Below are 20,071 nucleotides of genomic sequence, written 5' to 3' on the forward strand. Positions count from 1 at the left end.
TGCGAACTCCGGTGGCCCGTCGGTGTCACGGTCCCGGTCCCCAGATGGCCAGCATCGCGGCGAGCGCATCGGAATTGCCGTTGCCTGCAAGCGTGGTCAGATGGACGCTGGCGGACGCGGCGCGGGCCCGCACGGCAGCCACCAGCCCGGCGACGTCCTCCATGCGTTCGAGCGCGGCGAGGGCGTCCTCGTTGTTGGCTTTCGCCAGTTCCACGAGTGCCGTGCGCGCCGCGACGACGTTCTTCTCCGCCAGCCTGGCGAGCGTGGGCACGTCACCCCTGACGGCTAAGGCGTCTACCACCCGCTCGTCCCCCCTGATCGCCAGGCGCTCCAACTCTTTGAGTGCAGCCACAGTGCCAGCCTGAGCCAGGCCCTCGACGTCCGATGTACGGATCAGTTGGTCGATGGCGTATGTGTTCCCTCTTCGAGCACGCTCGTACAGCACATCTCGTGCCTCGGTGATACCCGCGGACACCAGCTTCGCAAGCGCATCAATGTGGCTCGTTGGGTGAGCCAGGATGGCACGCAGCGCTTCGGTGTTTCCGCCGATAGCCAGCTCGACCAATGCATCCCGCGCTAGTCCCACGCCGGCACTGCTGAGCCTTAGCAGGCCTGCCACGTCGCCGCGTTGGCGGTGCCCGCGCACGAGCGTTTCGCTCTCGACGATCGTGATCTCCACGCGAGCCGCCGACGCCCGGGCGGTATCCCTCGGCAGTGCGACTGGGGTGATCTGGGCGGCGGCGATCCCTGGAAAGGACCAGTCGGCCGCGAGCGTTTCCGGCCTTCCGACCGAATACATGTGGCTGAGGATGGCCGCGCGCAGTTCGCCCAGGGTGCGCACGGCGCGGAACCACGCCTTGGCCTCCGCATCCTTTTCCTTTTCCGCTTCCTTTTCCGCTCCCGAACCGAATGACCGCGCAATGCGGGCATAGCTGGTGAGGTGAAGCACGGGCGATGGATGGCCCGAGCCGCCAGTCTCCACCACGAGCTGCGCGATCTTGTGCGCCATCCGGTCGAGGTCATTGTGGTTCAGGATCGTGTGGGACCTCCAGGCGTCCTTTTTCGAGGAATTCGGGTCGAGGTAGATGACCGCTTTCAGTGAGCTGAGGTCCCACACCACCTGTGGACGCAGACCAGGCGCGTTCATCCGCACCGGCGCGTAGGCCAAGCCGTTCTTACTGTCCCAGTGAGACTTGCCGGTCAACGTGAACCGTTCGTTGAACGAGTCGTCCGGCTCCCAGCTGTACTCGCGTCTCACTGTCAGCTTCATCGCGGTCACCACCGTGGTGATCTGGTCGCGCAATCTGGGATGGGCGATCGCAATTTTCCGCAACACCTCCTTGACGACGTCGTCCGCGTTCTCGTGTTGCTGCCCCGCCACTTCATGCAGCCCTGCCAAATTCAGCACTCCGCGTTGGCTCGTCACCTGAAAGCTAACGCTTTCGACCAAACCCTTGATCAACGCGATCGTGGCGCCGCGGTCGGCGGTGGTCGACAGCACGCCGACCGGCTTCGGCCCTGACGGCGCGTAGATCCAGTCCGAGTCGAGCGCTCGCTGAAGCTCAGCCACGTCGGCTTGATGGTTCCTCGGGAAGACGTTGAGATGGCCACCACCGGGCACCATCAGGCGAGGAGCACCCCGCTGGTCGAGCACGACGTCGAGCCCGTGGGTCGCCGCTGCCACTTCGTGGACGTCCAGCTCGTGGTTCGAGCGCAGAACCTGGCCGAAGTTGACGACGAAGCTGTCGTCCTGGGGCGGCACTGCGGCGAAAGGCGTGATCAGCAACATCGACTGGGAGCGGGCACCGCCCTTCAGGTGTTCGGCGACGAGCATCCCGAACACGGTCGCATCAATCCACACGTCACCGATCGACTCGACGGTCACGACTGCGGCCTTCTCGTCCGCGATCACGATCAACGGGTAGAACCCGTTCGTCTGCGGGCCCGCCGCCATGGTGCGCCTGGTGCCCATCTCGACCAACTGGACGTCCCCGACACCGAACTCGGCCAGCGCATTGAGCACCTCGGGCGACCAGGTGCCGATCTGAGACGGGAAGACGAGGCCACGGCTGGTGTCGCCGGAAGTCAGCGACGTCGGCTGGACATCGGCGACAGTGAACCACCGCACGCGGCCGGCAGCGTCCTTGCCCTGGACCAGGGGCCGGTTCCAGGGGGTCTCCTCCAGTAGCCGCGAGTAGGGCGTGGCCTCCAGTGCCTCGAAGGGTGCGAGCTGTTCGATCGACAGCAGGTCCGGGCCACCGAGCAAGTCGGCGATGTGGGCGCTCAGAACGCTGGGGGTTGAGCCGACCTTCCACGAGGTCTTCGACTCCGCCGCCGAACCGAAGCGCACCGTGACGTGGGCGTCCTGATCCAACGAGTCCACGAGGAGCACCTGTACCCGGAACCAGTCACCGCTGTGAGGCAACCTGTCGGTGAAGCCGTATGCCTGATCAACACCGATGACGAGGTTGCGCCACAACGCCGCTCGCTGCTCCGGCGTTACGTTCGGCGCGACGTCGAGCCTGATCCTGAGCTGCGCTTCACGCATCCAGATGCCGGGATAGACCTCGATTCGGACGACGTCGTAGAAGATCCGGCCGCCTCTCCGCCCGACAGTCGTCTTCCGTGCAAGGTGCCGCACCTCGTCGAAGTCCCCCACACCGACCTTCGCCGAAGCCAGCGACCACAGGTCCCTCTTGTGGCGCACGTCGAACATCGCGCGCGCGAACGCGAACACCAGCACTTCCGCAATGTCCGAGCTCGTCTTGCGGCGCAGTTCGCGGAAGACCGCGAGCACACGTTCGGCAGCCGTGAGGCCCCTCGCCTTCTCACCGGCGCTCGTCATCAACGCCAAAACCTCTGCGCGGTCATCCAGCGAGACCGCCGCTCCCGTGCCGCGCGTCGTCGGCCGGTACCTCCACGCGGTCTTGTACGCGGCGGCAAGCTCACCCACCAGAAGCTCCGTGTCGACAGCACCGAAGATTCGCAGGTGGCCGCCGTCCGGCACGAACGGAAACTTCGCGTCTTTCGGCACCGGCATCGTGCCGACCGCCACACGGCGGTCGTATCCGAGTTCCGCCAAGCTCGTCTGGAGGGACTCCGCCAGCAGTTCTTGCTGCGCCATTCCCGAGTGCACGATCGTCGCCAGGAAGATCTTCGATCCGTCCTGGTGGCCGTCAAGAGCTCCGAAGAACTTGAGCAGATGCGCGAGCGCGTGCCCGTCCACGAGGAGGTACCCCCGCCCTGGCACGTCGACGAGAGCCCTGTGGTCATGAGTCAGCACACCTACCACGACCACCTCGGACCACGTGCTGAGGTAGTGGGTGAGCGTCCGCGCTCTGCGCCCAGAGGACCTCACCTCCTCGAGGTGTACATCCGTCGGCGTGTTCACACCCAGCCAGGAGGACAGCTGCCACTTCTCCGTCGAATGCTGGGGGAACAGATCCAGGCGGGTCAGCAGGCCGTCGAGGTACCACGGCCGGCGCTGCACCGCGCTCGCCGGCACGCGGACGTCGCCCAGCCATTGCCCGCCTTCGGAGAGATCCAGCCCCATGAAGAGGACATTCGCGACGTGGGCGGCACTCAGCTCGGGCGGGTTGGTCGCATTCGAGTAGACGTAACCCCGAACGAGTGAGCCCGCAGCCCTCCAGTTGGCCCTGGCAACGGTGCTGGGATGCGGGGACTTGTTCGTCGCGGCACCGGACGGCTGGCTCTGCACGAGCTGTCCGAAAACCGGCTCGGGCGCACCGTTCGTGGGAGCGGTGCCGACGGACGACGCCGGAACGGAGGTGCCGGCCTCGTCGACGGGTGGCATCACGACCAGGTCGTTCACGGCGACCGAGGCGAGCCGCGCCGCGATCCCGGTGAACACCTGCACGAACCGCGCCACGGGCACGGCCCCGACCTCCAGGTGCCCGGACTCGTCGAGCAGCTCGAACGCCTGCAAGATCCGCCCGGCTCGCTCGGACGCCTTCTCGTCCGTGCCCGCCACGGACGACATCACGCCGAACAGCGCACGGTCCACCTCGGGGTCATCGGCGAAGCGGGCCATCAGCAGGCCTGTGACGCCGCACAGTTCCAGCAGATTGTGCGCCTCGGCCAGGTCTGCCGCTCGCCGCACGGCGGAGTCGGCTCCCTCTCGTTGCTGCCTCGTCGCGACGTCCCGGACCACCTCCCGCAGTACGGACTGGCGCACACCCATGTCGGCCCGCGACACCAGCGGTCCCAGAGCCTCGTACGCGGCCGGAGCGAGCACCCTCAGCCCTTCGGCGTTCCCGATGACCGCCAAGTCCCGCGCGGCGTCCATGTCACCCTGCTCGGCAAGATCTGCCAACGTGGTCACGTCGCCGTTCACGGCGATGTCGTCAAGCACCGTGCGGGCCGGGATGCTGCCCGCCACGACCGCTGCCACGAGCGCGCCCAGGTCGCCCCGGTCCGCCACCAGGTCGACGGCCGCCTGGTCGCCGTCGGCCGCGAGGCGGGTGATGCCCTCGTACGCCGACTCGTGACCCTTCCGCAGCGCCTCTCCGAGGCCGGCCGCGTCCTTGGTCCGCACCAGCGCCTCGATCGCGGCCGGCTGGCCTTCCCCCGCCAGTTCCCGGAGCAACGACTTCGCAACCTGGTGCGGCCGCGCCGGCACATCGACCAGGTCGGTGAGCGCCTCGATCGCCTTTCGGCCGCCCAGTTCCGGGTGGACGTCGACGTTCCCGATGCGCACCAGTGCGGCGAGCGCGTGCACCTGGTCTGAGCCCGCGAGTTCCACGAGTGCGTGGTGCGCGACGGGGTCGTCGGCCGCAGCGAGCCCGACCAACGCGTCGAACGAGGCGCGATGCCCCTGCCCCGCCAGGGCGGTGATCGCGTCGGTGTCTCCGGCGTCCGCCCGGTCGTACAGCGACGGCGTTACCGCGGCCGGGGTGTCGCCGTGGAGCACCACGTAGGTGGTGTCGCGCACCAACGAGGCCGGTTGCCCGCTCTCGACGAGCGCCGGTCCCGCCAGCACAGCGTGCTCAAGCAGCCAGGCCTCCCGCGGCACCAGCTGCGCGTCGGGGCGGTACAGGCCGTCCGACATCAGACCCCGGTCGCTGACCTGCCGGCTGAGCACCGGGCCGAGGACCCGTCCGTCACGCCCCCGGTGGACCGCGTCCTTCTTCGCGTTCTGGAAGAGCGCGGTGAACCGGTACGCGTCGTACAGGCTCAACGTGTGGCCGATCTCGTGCGCGAGCGTGGTGTCGATGTCGCTCAGGCCGAAGGAGTGCTGGCTGCTCGGCTCGCCGTCGGGGTGGACGGCGACGTTCAGGGTCGCCTCGTCCGCCGAGTCGACGAACTCGACCCGCACGTGCAGCTGATCGCCGGACGGCAGGCGGTAGCCCTGGTTGTAGAACCAGTTCACGCCACGGTCCATCGCGTTCTTCAGCCCCTCGACTCGCGAGGCATCCGCGTCCTCGGGCATTTGCAGGAACACCTTGACGGTGAACTCCTTCACCCACCGGCTGGGTGCGACCTCCATGCGTCTGAGCTCGAAGGCGGCCTCGGTCTCCCGGAAGGCCGGGCCGAGCACGATCTTCGGCCGGGCACCGGGCTCATTGCCCGGCACGATCACGGACTGGTCGGAGACCGAGAACGGGGCCGTCCGGATGACCGCGGGCGTGGCCTTGTCGCGCAGGTGCTCCCACAGGTCGCGGTGCAGGGGCTGGTCCGGCTCCATCCAGTCGGCGGTGCTCGCCGTGCTGTGGCGCCAGCTCTCGTCGTCGAGGACCATGCGCTTCGGCGACTTTATGTCATGACTATCGGTCTCGGCGTCGACGACCGGCACGGCCTCGGCGCTCAGGGTTCCAGCCCTTACGTCGGTCGGTACCGCGCTCACCTGCGGTTGAACGAGGGAACGCCCCGGAGTCGACGTCACCGGCGGAAGCGTCAGGGTCACGGTGGCCGTCGCGGCCGGTGCGGGAGCGGTCGAATCCGGAAGGACCGTGCCCGACACATCGTCCGTCACGATCAGGTCCGGCGACAGCGCGATCTCGTCATCAGCGGACAACGACTGGAGCTGCCGGCCGACCAAGTGGCGCAGGTGATCCCTCGTCTGCTTCGCGCGCTCGGTGGCCGTGGTGAGGACATCGCCCTCGTCCCCGTCGGCAACGCCCGCCGACGCACGGCCGATGATCTCAGTGGTGGGCGGGGCGATCCCGTCCTCCGCGTTCTCGATGGCGATCTCCGCCGTCGTGCGCGCGAAGTCGTCGTGTGACGCGTGCTCCTCCACCAGGTTGGTCGACGCGTCGAAGTGGACTTCGAGCGGCGCGGGCGCGGGGACCTCGCCCGTCCGCCGCGGCGCCGACTCGCCCAGCGGCACCAGTGTGACCGGCCTGCGCACCTCCCCCGTCAGGTGATCCCACACGGACTTGCCCGTGACCGTGAAGCGCGACCGCGCCAGAGCGTTCAGCGGCACCTTCGTCCACGACCCGTCCTTCGAACTGTTCTTCTTGCGGTTCGTCAGCGTCCGGACCTCGTCGGACCTCGAGTCCTCCGCGATGACGGCCAGCACCACGGCCAGCACCAGGTCGGGCCGTTCGTGCGCTTCCGCTCGCAGATAGGCCTTCGCCAGATCGAGGTCGCCGTCCCTCGTCTCCACCGTGTGGAGGAGGTACTCCACGATGCCCTTGACCAGCGTCAGCGTCAGAGCGCGGTCGGCAAGCCTGGTTTTCCCTCCGGCCGCCGGTCCCGTTCCCTTCGGCGCGTACTTCCAGTCCGACAGCGCCGCGGCCACGAGCTCGGCCACCACCGCGTCATCCCCCGACTCGGTGGTCGGGTCGGCAACGTTCACGTGCCCGCCGTCGAGCACGTAGAGCGTTCCGTCCGTTTCGTGGTCCTCGTGCACCAAGATGTCCTGGGACCCTCCGGCGAGGCGCACCTTTCGGCCGCGGTCTGTGAACAACCGCTGCACCATGTGCATGAATCCATGATCCTCGGGGAGCCCGGAGATCGAGCAGGACGCCAGAAAGACCAGGCTGTCGTCTGGAGCGCCGTCGAGCACCCCGGAGTCCTCGGCGACCTCGACCCAGGTCGATGGCTCGACGGTGACGGCACCGATCGCGGCGACCCAAAGCTCGCCCACGGTGTTGAAGCCGTGGAACCCCATAACCCTGGTGGTGTCGCCGTCGAGACCCGGCAGCTGAACGGGCATCCGACGGGTGTTGGTGGCGTCCATCAGGAACAATGCCGCGGCCCGGTCACGCCTCGACACCCAGTTCGGCAGCCCAGGCATGCCGGTGAAGAGCGCACCGATGGCACTGCCGTCGCGCGTCACCAGGTTCTTGAACACCTGGTTGCTCGTGAACACCCGCCGCCGGCCTTCTCGGTCCACTCCGGACAACCACTGCCCGGAGGCCGGGCCGGGCAGGTCGGTGTGTGCCAGGCCCAGTAGCCCATCAGGAGACGAGTTGGCCTCCAGCAACGACAGCTGCAGGTCCGTCACGGTCGTGGCGGCGTCCGGGTCGAACGCGCCGAGCATGTCGGCGATGCCCTGAGCGAGTTCCTCTGGGCTGCGGTCGAGTTCTCCGCTGTAGACGTCGACCTCGATGTGAAAGGTCCAGTCGTGTGCGGCCTTGACCACCTGCACGCGCAGGTGGTCACCGGACGAGGGCAGTACCAGGCCTCGGTTGAACGTGCTCTCGACACCGCGCTGCATCGCACGCCAGAACTCGTCGCGCTCCTCCTGCTTCAGATTCTCCTCGAAGATCGTATACAAGTTGAGCGTGACCTCGCGGACCCACACCCCCTGCTCGACCTCGATCCGTCGCACGTCGAAGGCCACCGGGCCGCGCGGTGATTCCAGGCTCACCGCGTTCACCGGCGCCTTGGACCTGTACCTGTCGAGTTCGGCCGACCTGTCCACGTGCGGAGGAGCTGGAGTCGCGGGTGTCGCCTCGTCGTCGTCCGGCAACGACTCGTCGACCTCGGTCAGCGTCGGCATCGGCGCCAGGGCGAGGGTGTGCGGGCGTTGTGCGGTCGGGCGGTTCGCCTGTTCAGCGCCGAACCCGCCGGGCCTGCGGCGAGTGCCGAACGCCTGGCTCAACTCCTCGGAGATCGTCCGCGCCCGCTCGCGGCCCATGTCCAGGGTGTCGCCCCTCGCCGCCGCGATACGCAACGCATTGGCCACGATGTAGCGCATGTGCTCGTACAACTTGCGGTACTCGTCCGCTTCGTACGACAGGTCGAGCCGCGAGGGTGGCGGCTCGTGCCGGGACCTCATGATGTCGCTCGCAATGCCCAGAACGAAGTCGCGCTTCGAGTCCGACAACGCGTCGACGTTGTTCTTGGCGTCGATGAGCCTCGGCTTCCATCGCCGGACGGCTGCCTGCTTCGTGATCGGGTACCGCGTGCCGTCGAGGACGCTCGTGGTGATGGTCGCCGATGGCCTGGCCTGCACACCAGGGTAGAGCTCAGCACCGTTCACGCCCGACATAGGAACGATCTCCGGCCCGTCGGCGAACGGCACGGGGAAGTTCGGCCCGAACAGCGCGGCCTCCTGCCGCACCATTTCGATCAGGTAGCCACGGAGGTTGCCGGCCATTGCCCTGGCCACGTGCGCGCCGAGGCGGATGAACTGCCCGCCCAGCTGGCTGAAGGCGTGAGCCTCGATCGAGGCGATCGGCGGGCCGTGGCCCTCCAGTCCGAGTTCAGCCGTCGCCTCCACCCACCATCTCGCGAGTTCCTTCAAGCCGGCCGATGGCACGACTACCTCATCTTGGAACGAGGTCTGATGTGCGTCGACGTGGAACTGTGCGAGATCGGTCTGTGGTGCGGTCGAACCAGGTGGGAGAAGGCGGCCAGGGCGCACGACCGAAACGGCACGACCGGCCTGGTCACGGCTCCAGGTGCCCTTGCCGGTCACCGCGATCCACGCCCGCGCCGCCTCGGGCAGGCGGACGACCACCCATCCCGAAGTGGTCTTCACGGCGTCGGTCACCGAGCGAACCGCGCTGACCGCGATGTCGTTGTACGCGAGGTAGCTCATCGCCGCTGTCCAGATGAAGGCCACTGTTCGCGGGTCTTCGCTGGAGTCGAAGCGGACGACGGTCAGATCGAGGTTGCCACGTCCGCTGCTGTTGAGACCGTCCACGAGCTCGTTCACCGCGTCGCGCGTCGCCTCGACCACGCGAGCGAGGTGCGCGGGCACGGGAGAATGGCCGGGTTGAAGCAGTTCGTCCACCACGCGCCCGAGGTCGCTGCGGCTTCCGTCCGTCACCCACGAGCCACCGTCGCGCAAGATGGTGGAGGGTGGCAGCGTTCCGATCGGAACGCTGGCAGACGATACCGTGATGCCCATGGTCGGCACGTAGACGGTCAGCGAATAGCCCTCCTTGAGGAGGGCCCGGCCGAGAGCAGCGGCAAGGCTGGACTTCGCGTTGTTCGCGAATTTCCAATCGGCCAGGAGGACGATCGAGCCGAGTGGCGTGCTCGAGCCGACCAAAGCCTGGCGGAACGCCTTCGAGGCGAGCACTGCTCTCGCGACGGTGTCGAACGTGACCGAAACCTGGCGACCACCGCCGGGCGTGGAGAGCCACAGGCGCCCGTCGAAGGCACGGGCGTCGATGACGAACGGCCGGGTCCTGGCCAACGACTCGTAGGCCCACGGTGCCGGGACGTCCTCCCAGTCACCCTGCTGCTCCGGCGTCGTCCCCCAGCCGACCCGAATCGTGCGCCACGCGCCCTCGGAAGTCGCCCAGGCCGCCACCTCCCGCAGCATGTCGTGGTCGACGAGCGACACGCCCAGCGCAATCTGGTCAGCGTTCGTCAGCGGCACGAACTCGACCTGTTCCGAGGTGAATGAGTGCTGGTCGCCGTACTGATCGACCCCGGTCAGCCGAGCAACGCCCGGTCGCGAGATGGCCGCGCCCAGCTGTGCCCAGTCCAACATCTCGATCGCGTGCTCGTCAGGGAATTTCCCTCCCACGGCGACGTTGCGGCGCAAGAAGCGCTCCGACAACGGCGCCAGGGTGCGGTAACGACCCCAGTTGTCATGGTACTCAAGCTCCGGACGGGCTTGCTTGAAACCGAGCATCACCTCATGAAAGCTGTGCCCACCACCTTGGTAGAACACAGCGAGCATCGCCAAGCGAACCAGCTCGAAGTTGAAATCGACCTGCATCGCCGATGCCACCTGTTCAAGGATCTGAGCGATGAAATGAGTGCTCCCCGAGGGGCCGGTCCACATGATCGCGCCGGTCCGCTGCCCGTCGTGAACGAACAGCGAGCTCAATCTCAACGGCTTACCAAGACGCGCTTGGTACCAACCTATGGTCCCATCGTTCAACAACGCCCTGTTCTCTCGCAGGCTTAACGGCACTCCAAGGTCCGAAACGTGCAAAATTTCACGATCGAAAACGTCCTCCTTTCCAATCCTGTCCAGCTCCAAGCGCCTTTGCCAGCCAGAAAGAGCAGCATCATTTAGCGCAGTCCAGTAATCCTTGTAACGACGCGAATGATTGCGATCATCATGAATTTGCCGGTGCCCCGGATAACGAACCGAGATGTTTCCAAACTCCTGCCACAGCTTAACTCTCCTACGGATGAGAAAAACTCGCTCGCGCACATTGCCGTTCTCGACGACACCCCGCACGTCCTCCAGCGTGCCGGGGAACCAACCGATGGCACCGGCCTTGCCGCCGCCCAGCTTTGGCCGAAGATCGTTCGGGGTTTCGTCCCAGATCACCTTGACGATCCGAGCAAGCTCCCTGTTGACCTCCGGCAGGGAAAACACCACCTTGGCGAGGTTTCGCTCGAACTCGGCCGCGCGGTGGGCGTATTCGATCTGGGCCAGGTCCCACGCCTTGTCGCTCCACGGGTGCATGACCGCCGTCGGCCGGGTGGTGGCTTCCGGCTCCTCCTCAACGTCGATGCGTACCGCGCGACGGGGCCTCGAGGTGCCACTGGGACGTCCGACGAGATCGCGGAAGGCGATGTCCTTGATCCCGATTCCGTGCTTCTTCCGGTCACCCAGAGCGGCCGCGAGTGCCTTGCCGAACACCCGCCTGACCTGCTGGTACCGGTCACGCATCGCGTCCGTCCCGGCGCTGTCCGCCACGAAATACCCGGTGAATGAGACCTGCGGAAGCGGACGGCCCTCCCGGCCCGCACGAAGCGCGGCGGCGGCCACAGCCCGCGCGAGGTTCTCGACCCGGCTTTGGTCGGCGGGCTGATCGCGCAACCGCGTCACGCCGGAGTCGAACACGACCTCGACCGAGCCGGTGCTCGAGGCCGGCGCGGACGTGCTCGCCGGCATGGTGTTCGTCCGCACTCTTGGACCGCTGGCAGGCTCGAGACTGTTCGCCCGCGCCCGAGAACCGCTTCCGGGCGGCAAGGTGCTCATCCCGGCCCTTGGTGCACCGCCACGCGGCATCGCGCTGGAGGTCAGCCGGATGCCGAGCATCCGCGCGATGTTGTCGGCGAGGAGTGCGACCTCGTGGGCGACGTCTGTCTTCCCCTCCGCGTACAGCACCGAGATCTTGGCCGCGACGGAGTGGACCACCAGGCCGTACAGGGCCTTGTACCCGTGGTCGGCGGACTCGTAGGCCGTGACGTCGAACTTCGGCAACGCCACGAACTCGGCCACGACGTCGGCCGCCTCGGCGATCAGGCGCGCGCGCTCGTCGAACGGCTTCTCGTCCAGCCTGGGCCGCTCCCATTTGTAGCTGTCGCGCAGCTCCTTGATCCGTTCGGGCGACACGAGGATTCCCTTGGGCGTGCGCACCTCAGTCTCGGGGAACTCGGCTTCGGATGGCTCGGCCTCGGCGAGGTCTTCGGCCTGTGGGGATTCCTCGCCGAGGCGTGCCACATCGTCCGCGAGCTGAGCGACTCTGGCTCCGACCTCGTCCGCTGGCACACCCGCGAGGTTGTCCACGACATCGAACAGCGCGCCGCCGAGCACCTCGGCGTCAAGATCGTGACCGAGCACGAGGTCCACGAGCCCGTTCCGCTCGGCGACCTCGAACGCGACGGAGAACGCAGCGGAGAAGGCGGTAGCGTCGGCGAGGCTGTCGAGAGTCATCCGTTCCACCACGGAGTGGATGACGGAGTGCAGCGTGAACTCCATCACCTCGCGGTGGGGCCCTGTCACCGTCAGCAGGTCGACGAGTCCCACGTTGTCAGCCAGCACCATTGCGCCGGCGATGGCGTCGGACTCGGTCACGACCGGCGCGGGCACTGACTGCTCGCCGGTCTGCTCGACCAGGCCGAAAAACCACATGCCGCCACCGTCGAGCGGTTCGTCCGGCTGGAACCGGCGGGTGACGACCTTGAAACGGGATCCGGGTGCGAACACGACCGCAAACGGATCCGACAGCGCGGACAGGTCCGAGAGGTCACGTCCGGTCGCGGAGTGGACGGTGAAAGCAACGTTCTCGTCGCCTACCGGCTGCAGGACCTTCGTGGCCTTGATGAACGTCTTCTCATGCACAACGGAGCCGGGCTCGTACCGGGCGGCGATGGCGGCCAACTGCTCGCCGGGCACATGCGCCACCCACGCGACGGCACCGTGGTGAGACGGCAGCTGGTTCAGACCGGACGTGAGCGTGCTGTGCACGGTGTCCGGTTCGACGTCCAGTTCTCCGTTCGCGAACGCCAGGACCGCGACCAGGTCCTCCTCCGGAACCTCCGCCAGGTGTCCTTTCTCCTTCTGGGCCTCCCGGACGTCCTGCGCGTAGCGCTCGTAGTCGCCGAAGGCGCTTTTGAACTGGTGCCGGTCCGCGGTGGTACCGCGAAAACCGTCCTCGACGTGGTCAAGATCGTCCGCGACGATCGAGGAGTCCGGAGCGAACTCCGGCACGACCTCAGCACCGCCCTCGACGTCGAGCTCCTGGTCCATGCCCCAGCGCAACGCTGCCGCGATCTGGTCCACGGTGAAGCCACCCGAGAACAACATCGACGCCGACGGCACGGCGACCGGCGGGAAACCGTTGGTCAGCAACAACCTCGGCAGCAGCAGGTAGATGTTCAGCCTTCCGTTGCCGTCCCCGAACACGTGCAGGACGTGCAGGGCGCGAACGAGCCGCCCGATCGCCCGTAGCCGGTCGTGGTCGGTGGTCGCCTCGCCCAGTTCCGTGTAGTAGGCCTCGAACGCCGCCGTCACCAGTCCGGCTGCCTCGCCGGCGTCATAGGAACGGAGGAACTCCCAGGTAGAGCCGGAAAACCCGCCACTGAGGAACACGTGGCCGCGTTCCTCGTCACCCGCGAGCTCCGGATCCATCGTGTTCACCAACGGCCGGCCCAGCAGCTCGTCGTTGAACAGGTCGGCGGCCGGATGCTCGGCCCCCAGGTAGAAGTCGCGGAACACGTCCCTGCCGACAACCTCGAAGTAGCCGTCGTTCACCGCGCGCGCCTTGACGTGCGTGGTCGCCAGCCCGTACATCCGCTGATACTCCGACCAGCCGACCGGTTCGGCAATGCGCGCCGAGTCGTCCAGCACCTCCGTGAACGCCGCCACCATCCCCCGCTGGAAACCGGGCGAGGCCTCACCGTCGTAGCGGCCGCCGGGGTTGACCGGGTTCCCTTCGAGCGCTCCGGCGTGGTCGCGGGGATCGATGTAGTGCCGCCACCACTTGCGTTCGGGCACGACGTCGCTCAGCTTCGCGGCATTGACACGGGGCGCGTCCGGAACCGTTCCGCCCCACCGTTCCAGCAGGGTGTCGAGCCAGCCCGCGACGGCAAGGGTGTGGTCGAGGACGGACTCGGTCTCGGGCATCGCCGGATGGCCGGGCAGTCCGGACGAGGACAGCGGCTGCGGCACTGCGTCAACGTCGTTGTCGCTGTATGGCTCCGGCGAAGCAGTCCGGAACCCGCCCCGCGGGTCGTACCCGTTGCCCGCGCCGGTATCAACGTCCTGTGCTGCTGGGGCGTCGCCTGGCACAGCAAGGTTCGACCTGTCACGGTCTGAGTCAGGACCGGAGCCGGCAAGGGGCGTGTACCGCCGGGCCACTGTCGCGTCAGTTGACCCGTCCAAGCCTTTGTCGCCGACCTCTTCGCGCGTGCGCAGCGCGCCCGGTGCCCGGTATTTCCCGTACTCGAACACACGGCCCGCCGGGTCGCTGTCGATGAACGCCTTCGCGCGGTCCGGCAGTTCGACGAAGAAGTCCTGGTGACCGCCGTAGCGCTCGGGCTTGCGGCCGAGGATCTCCCTGGCGTACCAGCCGTCGGTCACCGTCGTGACCTTGGCGGCGAACTCGGGCACGGACGCGATGAACTCGACAGCCGCGTTCCAGACCATCCCCGGCTGAGGATGCGCCATCACGGCGTCAGCCACGCCGGCCAGGTTCAGATCGCCCTGGCGCTTGGTCAGGTCCCGTACGAGGGTCTGCACGACCCGCTTGGTGAGGTCGAGCGTCACCGCGCGCGTCACGGCCTCCGGCATCGGACGCGGCTGGGCCCCGATCCAGCTGGTGTCGGAACCGACCTCGATGTAGTCGATACGCGGCACACGCCAGACGTTGGAATTGAGGCCGGTGTCTTCGGCGACCATCGAGAGCAGATTCAGCCCGGTCCTGGCTATTACGGAGTTCCGCCGCGTCGCGGTGCCGATGGTCTCCTGATCGCCGGCGTGGTCCTTCGCTCCGTACCGGCTCATGGTGTCGTCAGTCATGCGGTACGCGTTCTGGATCATGTCGAGGTAGAGATCCAAGAACGGATGCCCCTTGGGCATCGCGAACGCACTGTTGATCCAGTCTCCAGTAGGTAATTCGAAAGCGACCTGGGACCTGAGGAAGCTCGCCTCGTCCGGCACTTCCCCGATCCGGTTGTCGCCGTCGGAGTACAGACCACCGAAGCGCCGCAGGATCTCCAGCCGCAGAATGTCACTCGCGGCGGCGTACCCAGGCCCAGTCTGCTTGTCCATCTCGACCGCGAAGAACTCCTGCAGGCGCATCGGCGACGAGCTGTTGAACACCTCGCCCACGTTCACCACGACGATGCTGTTGTCCTGTGCCCAGCGCGCCATCGACCGGACGTCGTCGTAGGAGATCAGGCCGTCGAAGCCTTGCTTTCCCGCTGCGGCGTCGACGAACACCTGCCTCGGCACGTCCGTCCACAGCACCGCCTGGACCCGGTCTGCGTTGCGCCTGGCAGCGTCGCCGAAGTTCTCGCGGAAAGTGTGCATCGAGCCCGAGTCACGCAGGGGGCCACCCAGCCAGACCGAGTGCATGGTGCGCGAGAAGTCCAGCTTTTCGGGCAGCGGCGGCAGATCCTCCTCGACGCCCCAGCTCTCTCGTGCCTCGGGTGACGGTTCGAACACCACCGACAGCATGGGATCGGCGTTCGCGAACCGCTCGGGAGCCAGGTCAGAACCTGACGGCAACACACCGGCTGCCATGTCCAACGCCCGCAGGAACTCGACCGAAGCCGCGCCGTCCAACGCGGAGTAGTCGTGACCGGCGAGGAAGGAGGGTGCTTCAGGTGCGTTCCGAATACCGAACACGTCGGGCCCGATGATCGGGACCTCCGACGTCCACAGGTAGGTGACCTCCGCGGGCGGCACTGGACGCGGCTGGGTGGTCACGACCGCCGCCTGCAGATCAGCGAGCAACTCCTGTGCCGAGGCGTACGGGGAAAGTCGCAGGTCGCCTTGACCAGGCTCCGCGAGTACATCGAGCGGAGCGGACAGCGGCGAGGGAGGCAGCGGCGGCGCATCGGTCTCGACGCGAGTCCCAGCGCGCCCCGTGCCCTTGCTCGGCTCTGGTCGAGGATCCGGCTGCAGGTTGTCTTCGGCCTCAAGTTCGACCGGCTCCTGCTTGCGCGCCAAGCCCAGCGGCCCCTCGGCCAAGGTCGCCAACGGCGAAACCTTGGCGGTCACGGGAACAGACGCGTCTGGCACCACGGCGCCCGGCTCGGCAAGCGTGATCGTCCACGACCCGCTGTCCTCGGAGAACGAGCGGTCGAGAACGACGAACTCCGTGCCCGGCCGGAACAGCACCGCACGCGCGGACTGCGCGGATGTCAGCGGGGTAGCGAGCCTGCCGTTCTTGGAGTGGATCACCACATCGACATTGCCTCCGTGGACCGGGCCGAGGGAGGCGCTGGTGAACCCGGTTTCGACAACGGTGGTGCCCGGCACATATCCGGCGATGAACCGTGCCAACTCCTGTTCGCCCGAAATGGCCAACCGCCGGACAACTGTCCCCTCGTGCGTGCCGAGTTGGTTGAAGCCAGAGACGAACGCCTGATGGAAGCGTCCTTCCTTGGTCTGCCCCACTACGTCCTGATGTGTCGCGTTGTCGACCTGTGTCCGGAACAGATCCCTGCGGACGTACGCCGCCACCGCAACGAGATCCTCCTTCGCCATGTCACGCATGGAATCGTCGAGACCCATGACCTTGATCTCTGCCAAGTCCGCTGTGTAGGCCGCGTAGTTGGCACGGAACCACTTGCGTTCCTTGGATGACGCTCGCACATCGGGCAGGGCGTCGCCCTGCCCTGCAGGCTCGTCGGCTACCGACAGTGGCCTCGTCGACGTGTCGATCTCGCCGAGTTCGCCCAAGCTCCGCCATTCGCCGCCGTCATGGATGGTCAACGTGCGCACACCGTTCTCGACACCGGGATTCAGGACCGTGGTCGAGCCCGTGACGAGGAATCGCCCCTTCTGCTTCTTCAACTCCCGGAACACGTCGAACGCGACTCCACCAGGCTCTGACAGTGCGGCCGCACTGCACGCCATGAGCAGCACGCCGCCGAAGCGATCCGTGAGAGCCCTGCCGGTCACCATGAAGTGCAGGTCCTCGGTGATACGCGCCAAGACCTCGCCCGGCACGCTCAGCCTGCCTTTCTGGAAGTGCGTGAGAGTCCCCATCAGCGCGGACGCGTGGATCACCAACTTGTGCATCTGCGGATAGATGTCCTTGAAAGGTTCCTCGTGATCTTCAGTTGTGCCGCTGGCAGAAGTCGGCTTGGTCACGGAGCGGGTAACGCCATGCGGTAAGGGCAAGTAGATGTCCGCTTGGAAGCGTTGCCCGACGGAGTCGAACACCGTCCCGATAGGACGGTCTGTCCCCGGCTGGAGCACATGCCGCACGTCGATGTCATCGAGGCTGAAATGATGCGGCGCGAACTTGTCGTCGTAACCGTGGTAGGGCGCGGATTTCGCGAGACCGGCGTCCAGGTCCCCCTTGGACTTCGCCGTGAACGTCTGAAGCACGCCGGCCATGGGAAGAACGGCAAGTACCACGCCGTCCTTGCGCCGTCTGAACATCAGAGGCGTCGCGACGGGTGCGTGGACGTTCACCTCGCCGATGACTCGCGACCACTCTCTCTGCAGTTCGAACCCAGCACCACCGGCGCCCTGCAAGAGCCCGGACCTACCCGCGGTCACGATCAGGGACCTCGGTGGCGGGGCCGCCGCCGGGAGGGCTCCGCTCCGCCGAACGAACTCAACGAGCATGGCCGGCGTGATCCACCCCTGCTTCCCGTCCTTGAGCAGGATCATGAAGTGCGACGTGTTACCGCTGCCCGCCAGGATGAACGCACGGCCGGCCTTCTGGTCCGCCTTCCACGAGGCATCCTTGATCTTCACCTTGCCGCGGTCCAACGCAGCCTGCAGCAATGACTCCGAACCAGCGGATTTCGGCGCCACGACGACCTTTGTGGCATGAGGGCTCGACGCCCACTCCGCCGCGAGGGTGGACGGCTCGGCCTCGTGCAGAGACAGACCCCCTGCGAACACCGTGTGCACCACATCGTCGAGAGCGAAAGCGAAGTCGTTCCCGGCGGAGTCCACTGCGGCCATCGGGACAGCGGCCGGCGTGCCCTGCAACTCCTGCGACAGCCGCACGGCGCCGAGTTCGCGCTCCGCCTGTGGCAGGTTCGGCATTCCTTCAAGTCCGACGCTGTCTTTTCCATCCTCCATCGTGTCGCTGACGCCGTCGTCTGTGTCGTTCTCGGTGTCGTCGCTCGAGTTGTGGCCGATCTTGTTCGCCCCCAGGCTCGATGAACTCGCGGCCGACGGGTCGAGGGCGGGGCCCCCACCGAGCGGCATCGTCCGTGTCCACCTCGGGGCGTCGCGCGACAGTTCGGCGACCAGGTTGTCGACTGCGGTGTAGTCGATTGGTGTATAGGGATCGACGTCGAGGCGTGCCTTGTGCAGCTCGTACGCGATGAGCACGCGGTTCTCTTCGCGTTCGAGGATCGCGTCGTTGCGTGACTTGTCCGCGCCCCGGTAAGGCAACAGCGGCGGCAACCCCGCCTCGACCAGCCTTTGCTCCGCTTCGGTGAGCAGCGCTTTTTCGACGGCACTCGTCTGCTTGCCGACGACCGCGTTCGCACGGGCGATGTCTTCCCGGTTTCTGCCCTTGCCCTTGCCGTCGGCGGGCTGCTCGCCGTTCTCGCCTGTGGCCTGGCCGGCCTCCTTCTCTGCGGACGTCAGCTCCGTGGCGCCGTCCGCGCCCGGCTCAACGCCCGTCTCGGCGTCTCCGGACCACGTGCTCGCGAGCTCGGGTCCGGTGACGACCGCGGGCACAAGGACCTCGTGCGCCGCTGTCTGCTCAGATGCCACAGGAAGCGGGGCCAACTCGCTCTCCGTCGGACCGGCCCCTGACCGCACCTGCGGACCCGAGGTCGACATCGGCGAGTTCTGCGGAGCAGTAGCAGGCGAGGGCGTCGCACGAGAGGAAGTGTTCCCGGCCGCATCGCCCGCGGTCGCCGTCCCAGACGTCGTGGATGCCGGAGAGAGAGTACTCACCGGGGTTGCAGCCGACGGAGTCGCGCCCGGACCAGACGTCGGCAAGCCAGCCGGGGTTGCAGCCGACAGAGTCGCGCCCGGACCAGACGTCGGCAAGCCAGCCGGGGTTGCAGCCGACAGAGTCGCGCCCGGACCAGACGTCGGCAAGCCGGCCGGTGCCGGCGCGACGGGAGGCGGAGGAAGATGACCTTCCGTCTGTCCCTCCGCCCGCGACTCCGCCACCGGCGTCCCCGACGACAGATCCACAGTGGACTGCAACGTCGCAGCCGACGTGCCGTGCTCACCGGTCAGGTTCGGCGCGTTCGTCGACGCCGGAGGCACGTTCACGGACGAGTTCGGCGTGTTGGTCGACGACGAGCTGTTCGGCGCAGACGTGTTCGTCTGGTTCGTGCCGGTGTTGTTGCCGGTGTCGCCTGGCGTGTTGCTCGAAGAACCAGACGTGCTCGTTGAGCCGTTGGAGCCGCTGTCACTACCGACGCCGGTGCCGGTGCCGGTGCCGGTGCCGGTGTCGGTGTCGACACCGTTGCTGCCGCTGCCTTCCAGACTGATGGGCGGCGGACCGCCCTGCACCGACGACCCCAGCGGAGGCGCGCCGTTCTGCCCCGTGCTCGTACCCAAGTTCGACCCGGCACTCGTGCCTGAGCTGGAACCCGAGTTCGACCCGGCATTCGTTCCAGAGTTCGGCCCGGAGTTCGTTCCATTGCCAGACCCCGAGTTCGACCCGGAGTTCGACTGCGACCCGGACCCCGAGTGGGTGGAAGGTGAGCCTTCCGCGCCCAGGTTCGGCATCCCGCTTCCCGGCTCATACCCGGCAACGTCGATCTCGCCGGGCCTGTTCAGCGCGTCCTGCTTGAACTTCTTCTGATCCCGTTCGTTCTTCCAGTTCTGCAGCGCGGTCATGCCACCACCGGAGATGAGCCCGTTGACCATCCCCTTCCAAATGTCCCCGGGATCACCCCCGGCCGGAATCGTGATCGCACCCACGAACACCTCGGTAGCACCCTCGATGGCCGCGGCCGTCATCCACTTCCCGGCCCACGCCGGCTTGAAGATCGCCACGTTCCCGCCCAGGAACCCCGCGAACGCACCCGCCGCCGCCCCATAACCGAACGACTTCAGCGTGTCGTCCCAATCCCACGCCTTGTCGCTCTCGGCCTTCTGCCACAGCTGGACGATCGCGTCGTCACGGAAATCCTCCAGGCCCTCGTCCAACGCCTGCCGCACCATCTCCTTGACGATCTTCGCGATACCGACCGTCACCACGCTCACCGTGATGTCGTCGACCGTCTTGCCCAGGAACGTCGAACCCGCATGCACCACGATCTGCAGAGCACGCGCCACCCACGCCGTGAACTGCTG

Annotated in this window: 2 protein-coding genes; one reads left to right on the forward strand and one right to left on the reverse strand. The window is 67.0% G+C overall.

The features are described 5' to 3' along the window. Positions 1-25 precede the first annotated feature (25 nt). Positions 26-18,490, reverse strand: a complete 18,465-nt coding sequence (locus BM417_RS48375; protein WP_093606444.1) for a hypothetical protein — start codon at positions 18,488-18,490, stop codon at positions 26-28. Positions 18,491-18,959: 469 nt separating this feature from the next. Between BM417_RS48375 and BM417_RS48380 the strand changes: the two genes are divergently transcribed. Next, positions 18,960-19,577 (forward strand): hypothetical protein, encoded by a 618-nt coding sequence (locus BM417_RS48380; RefSeq protein WP_093606445.1) that lies wholly within the window; start codon positions 18,960-18,962, stop codon positions 19,575-19,577. Positions 19,578-20,071: the final 494 nt, after the last annotated feature.

The sequence above is a fragment of the Lentzea waywayandensis genome (assembly GCF_900115955.1).
Lineage (GTDB): Bacteria > Actinomycetota > Actinomycetes > Mycobacteriales > Pseudonocardiaceae > Lentzea > Lentzea waywayandensis.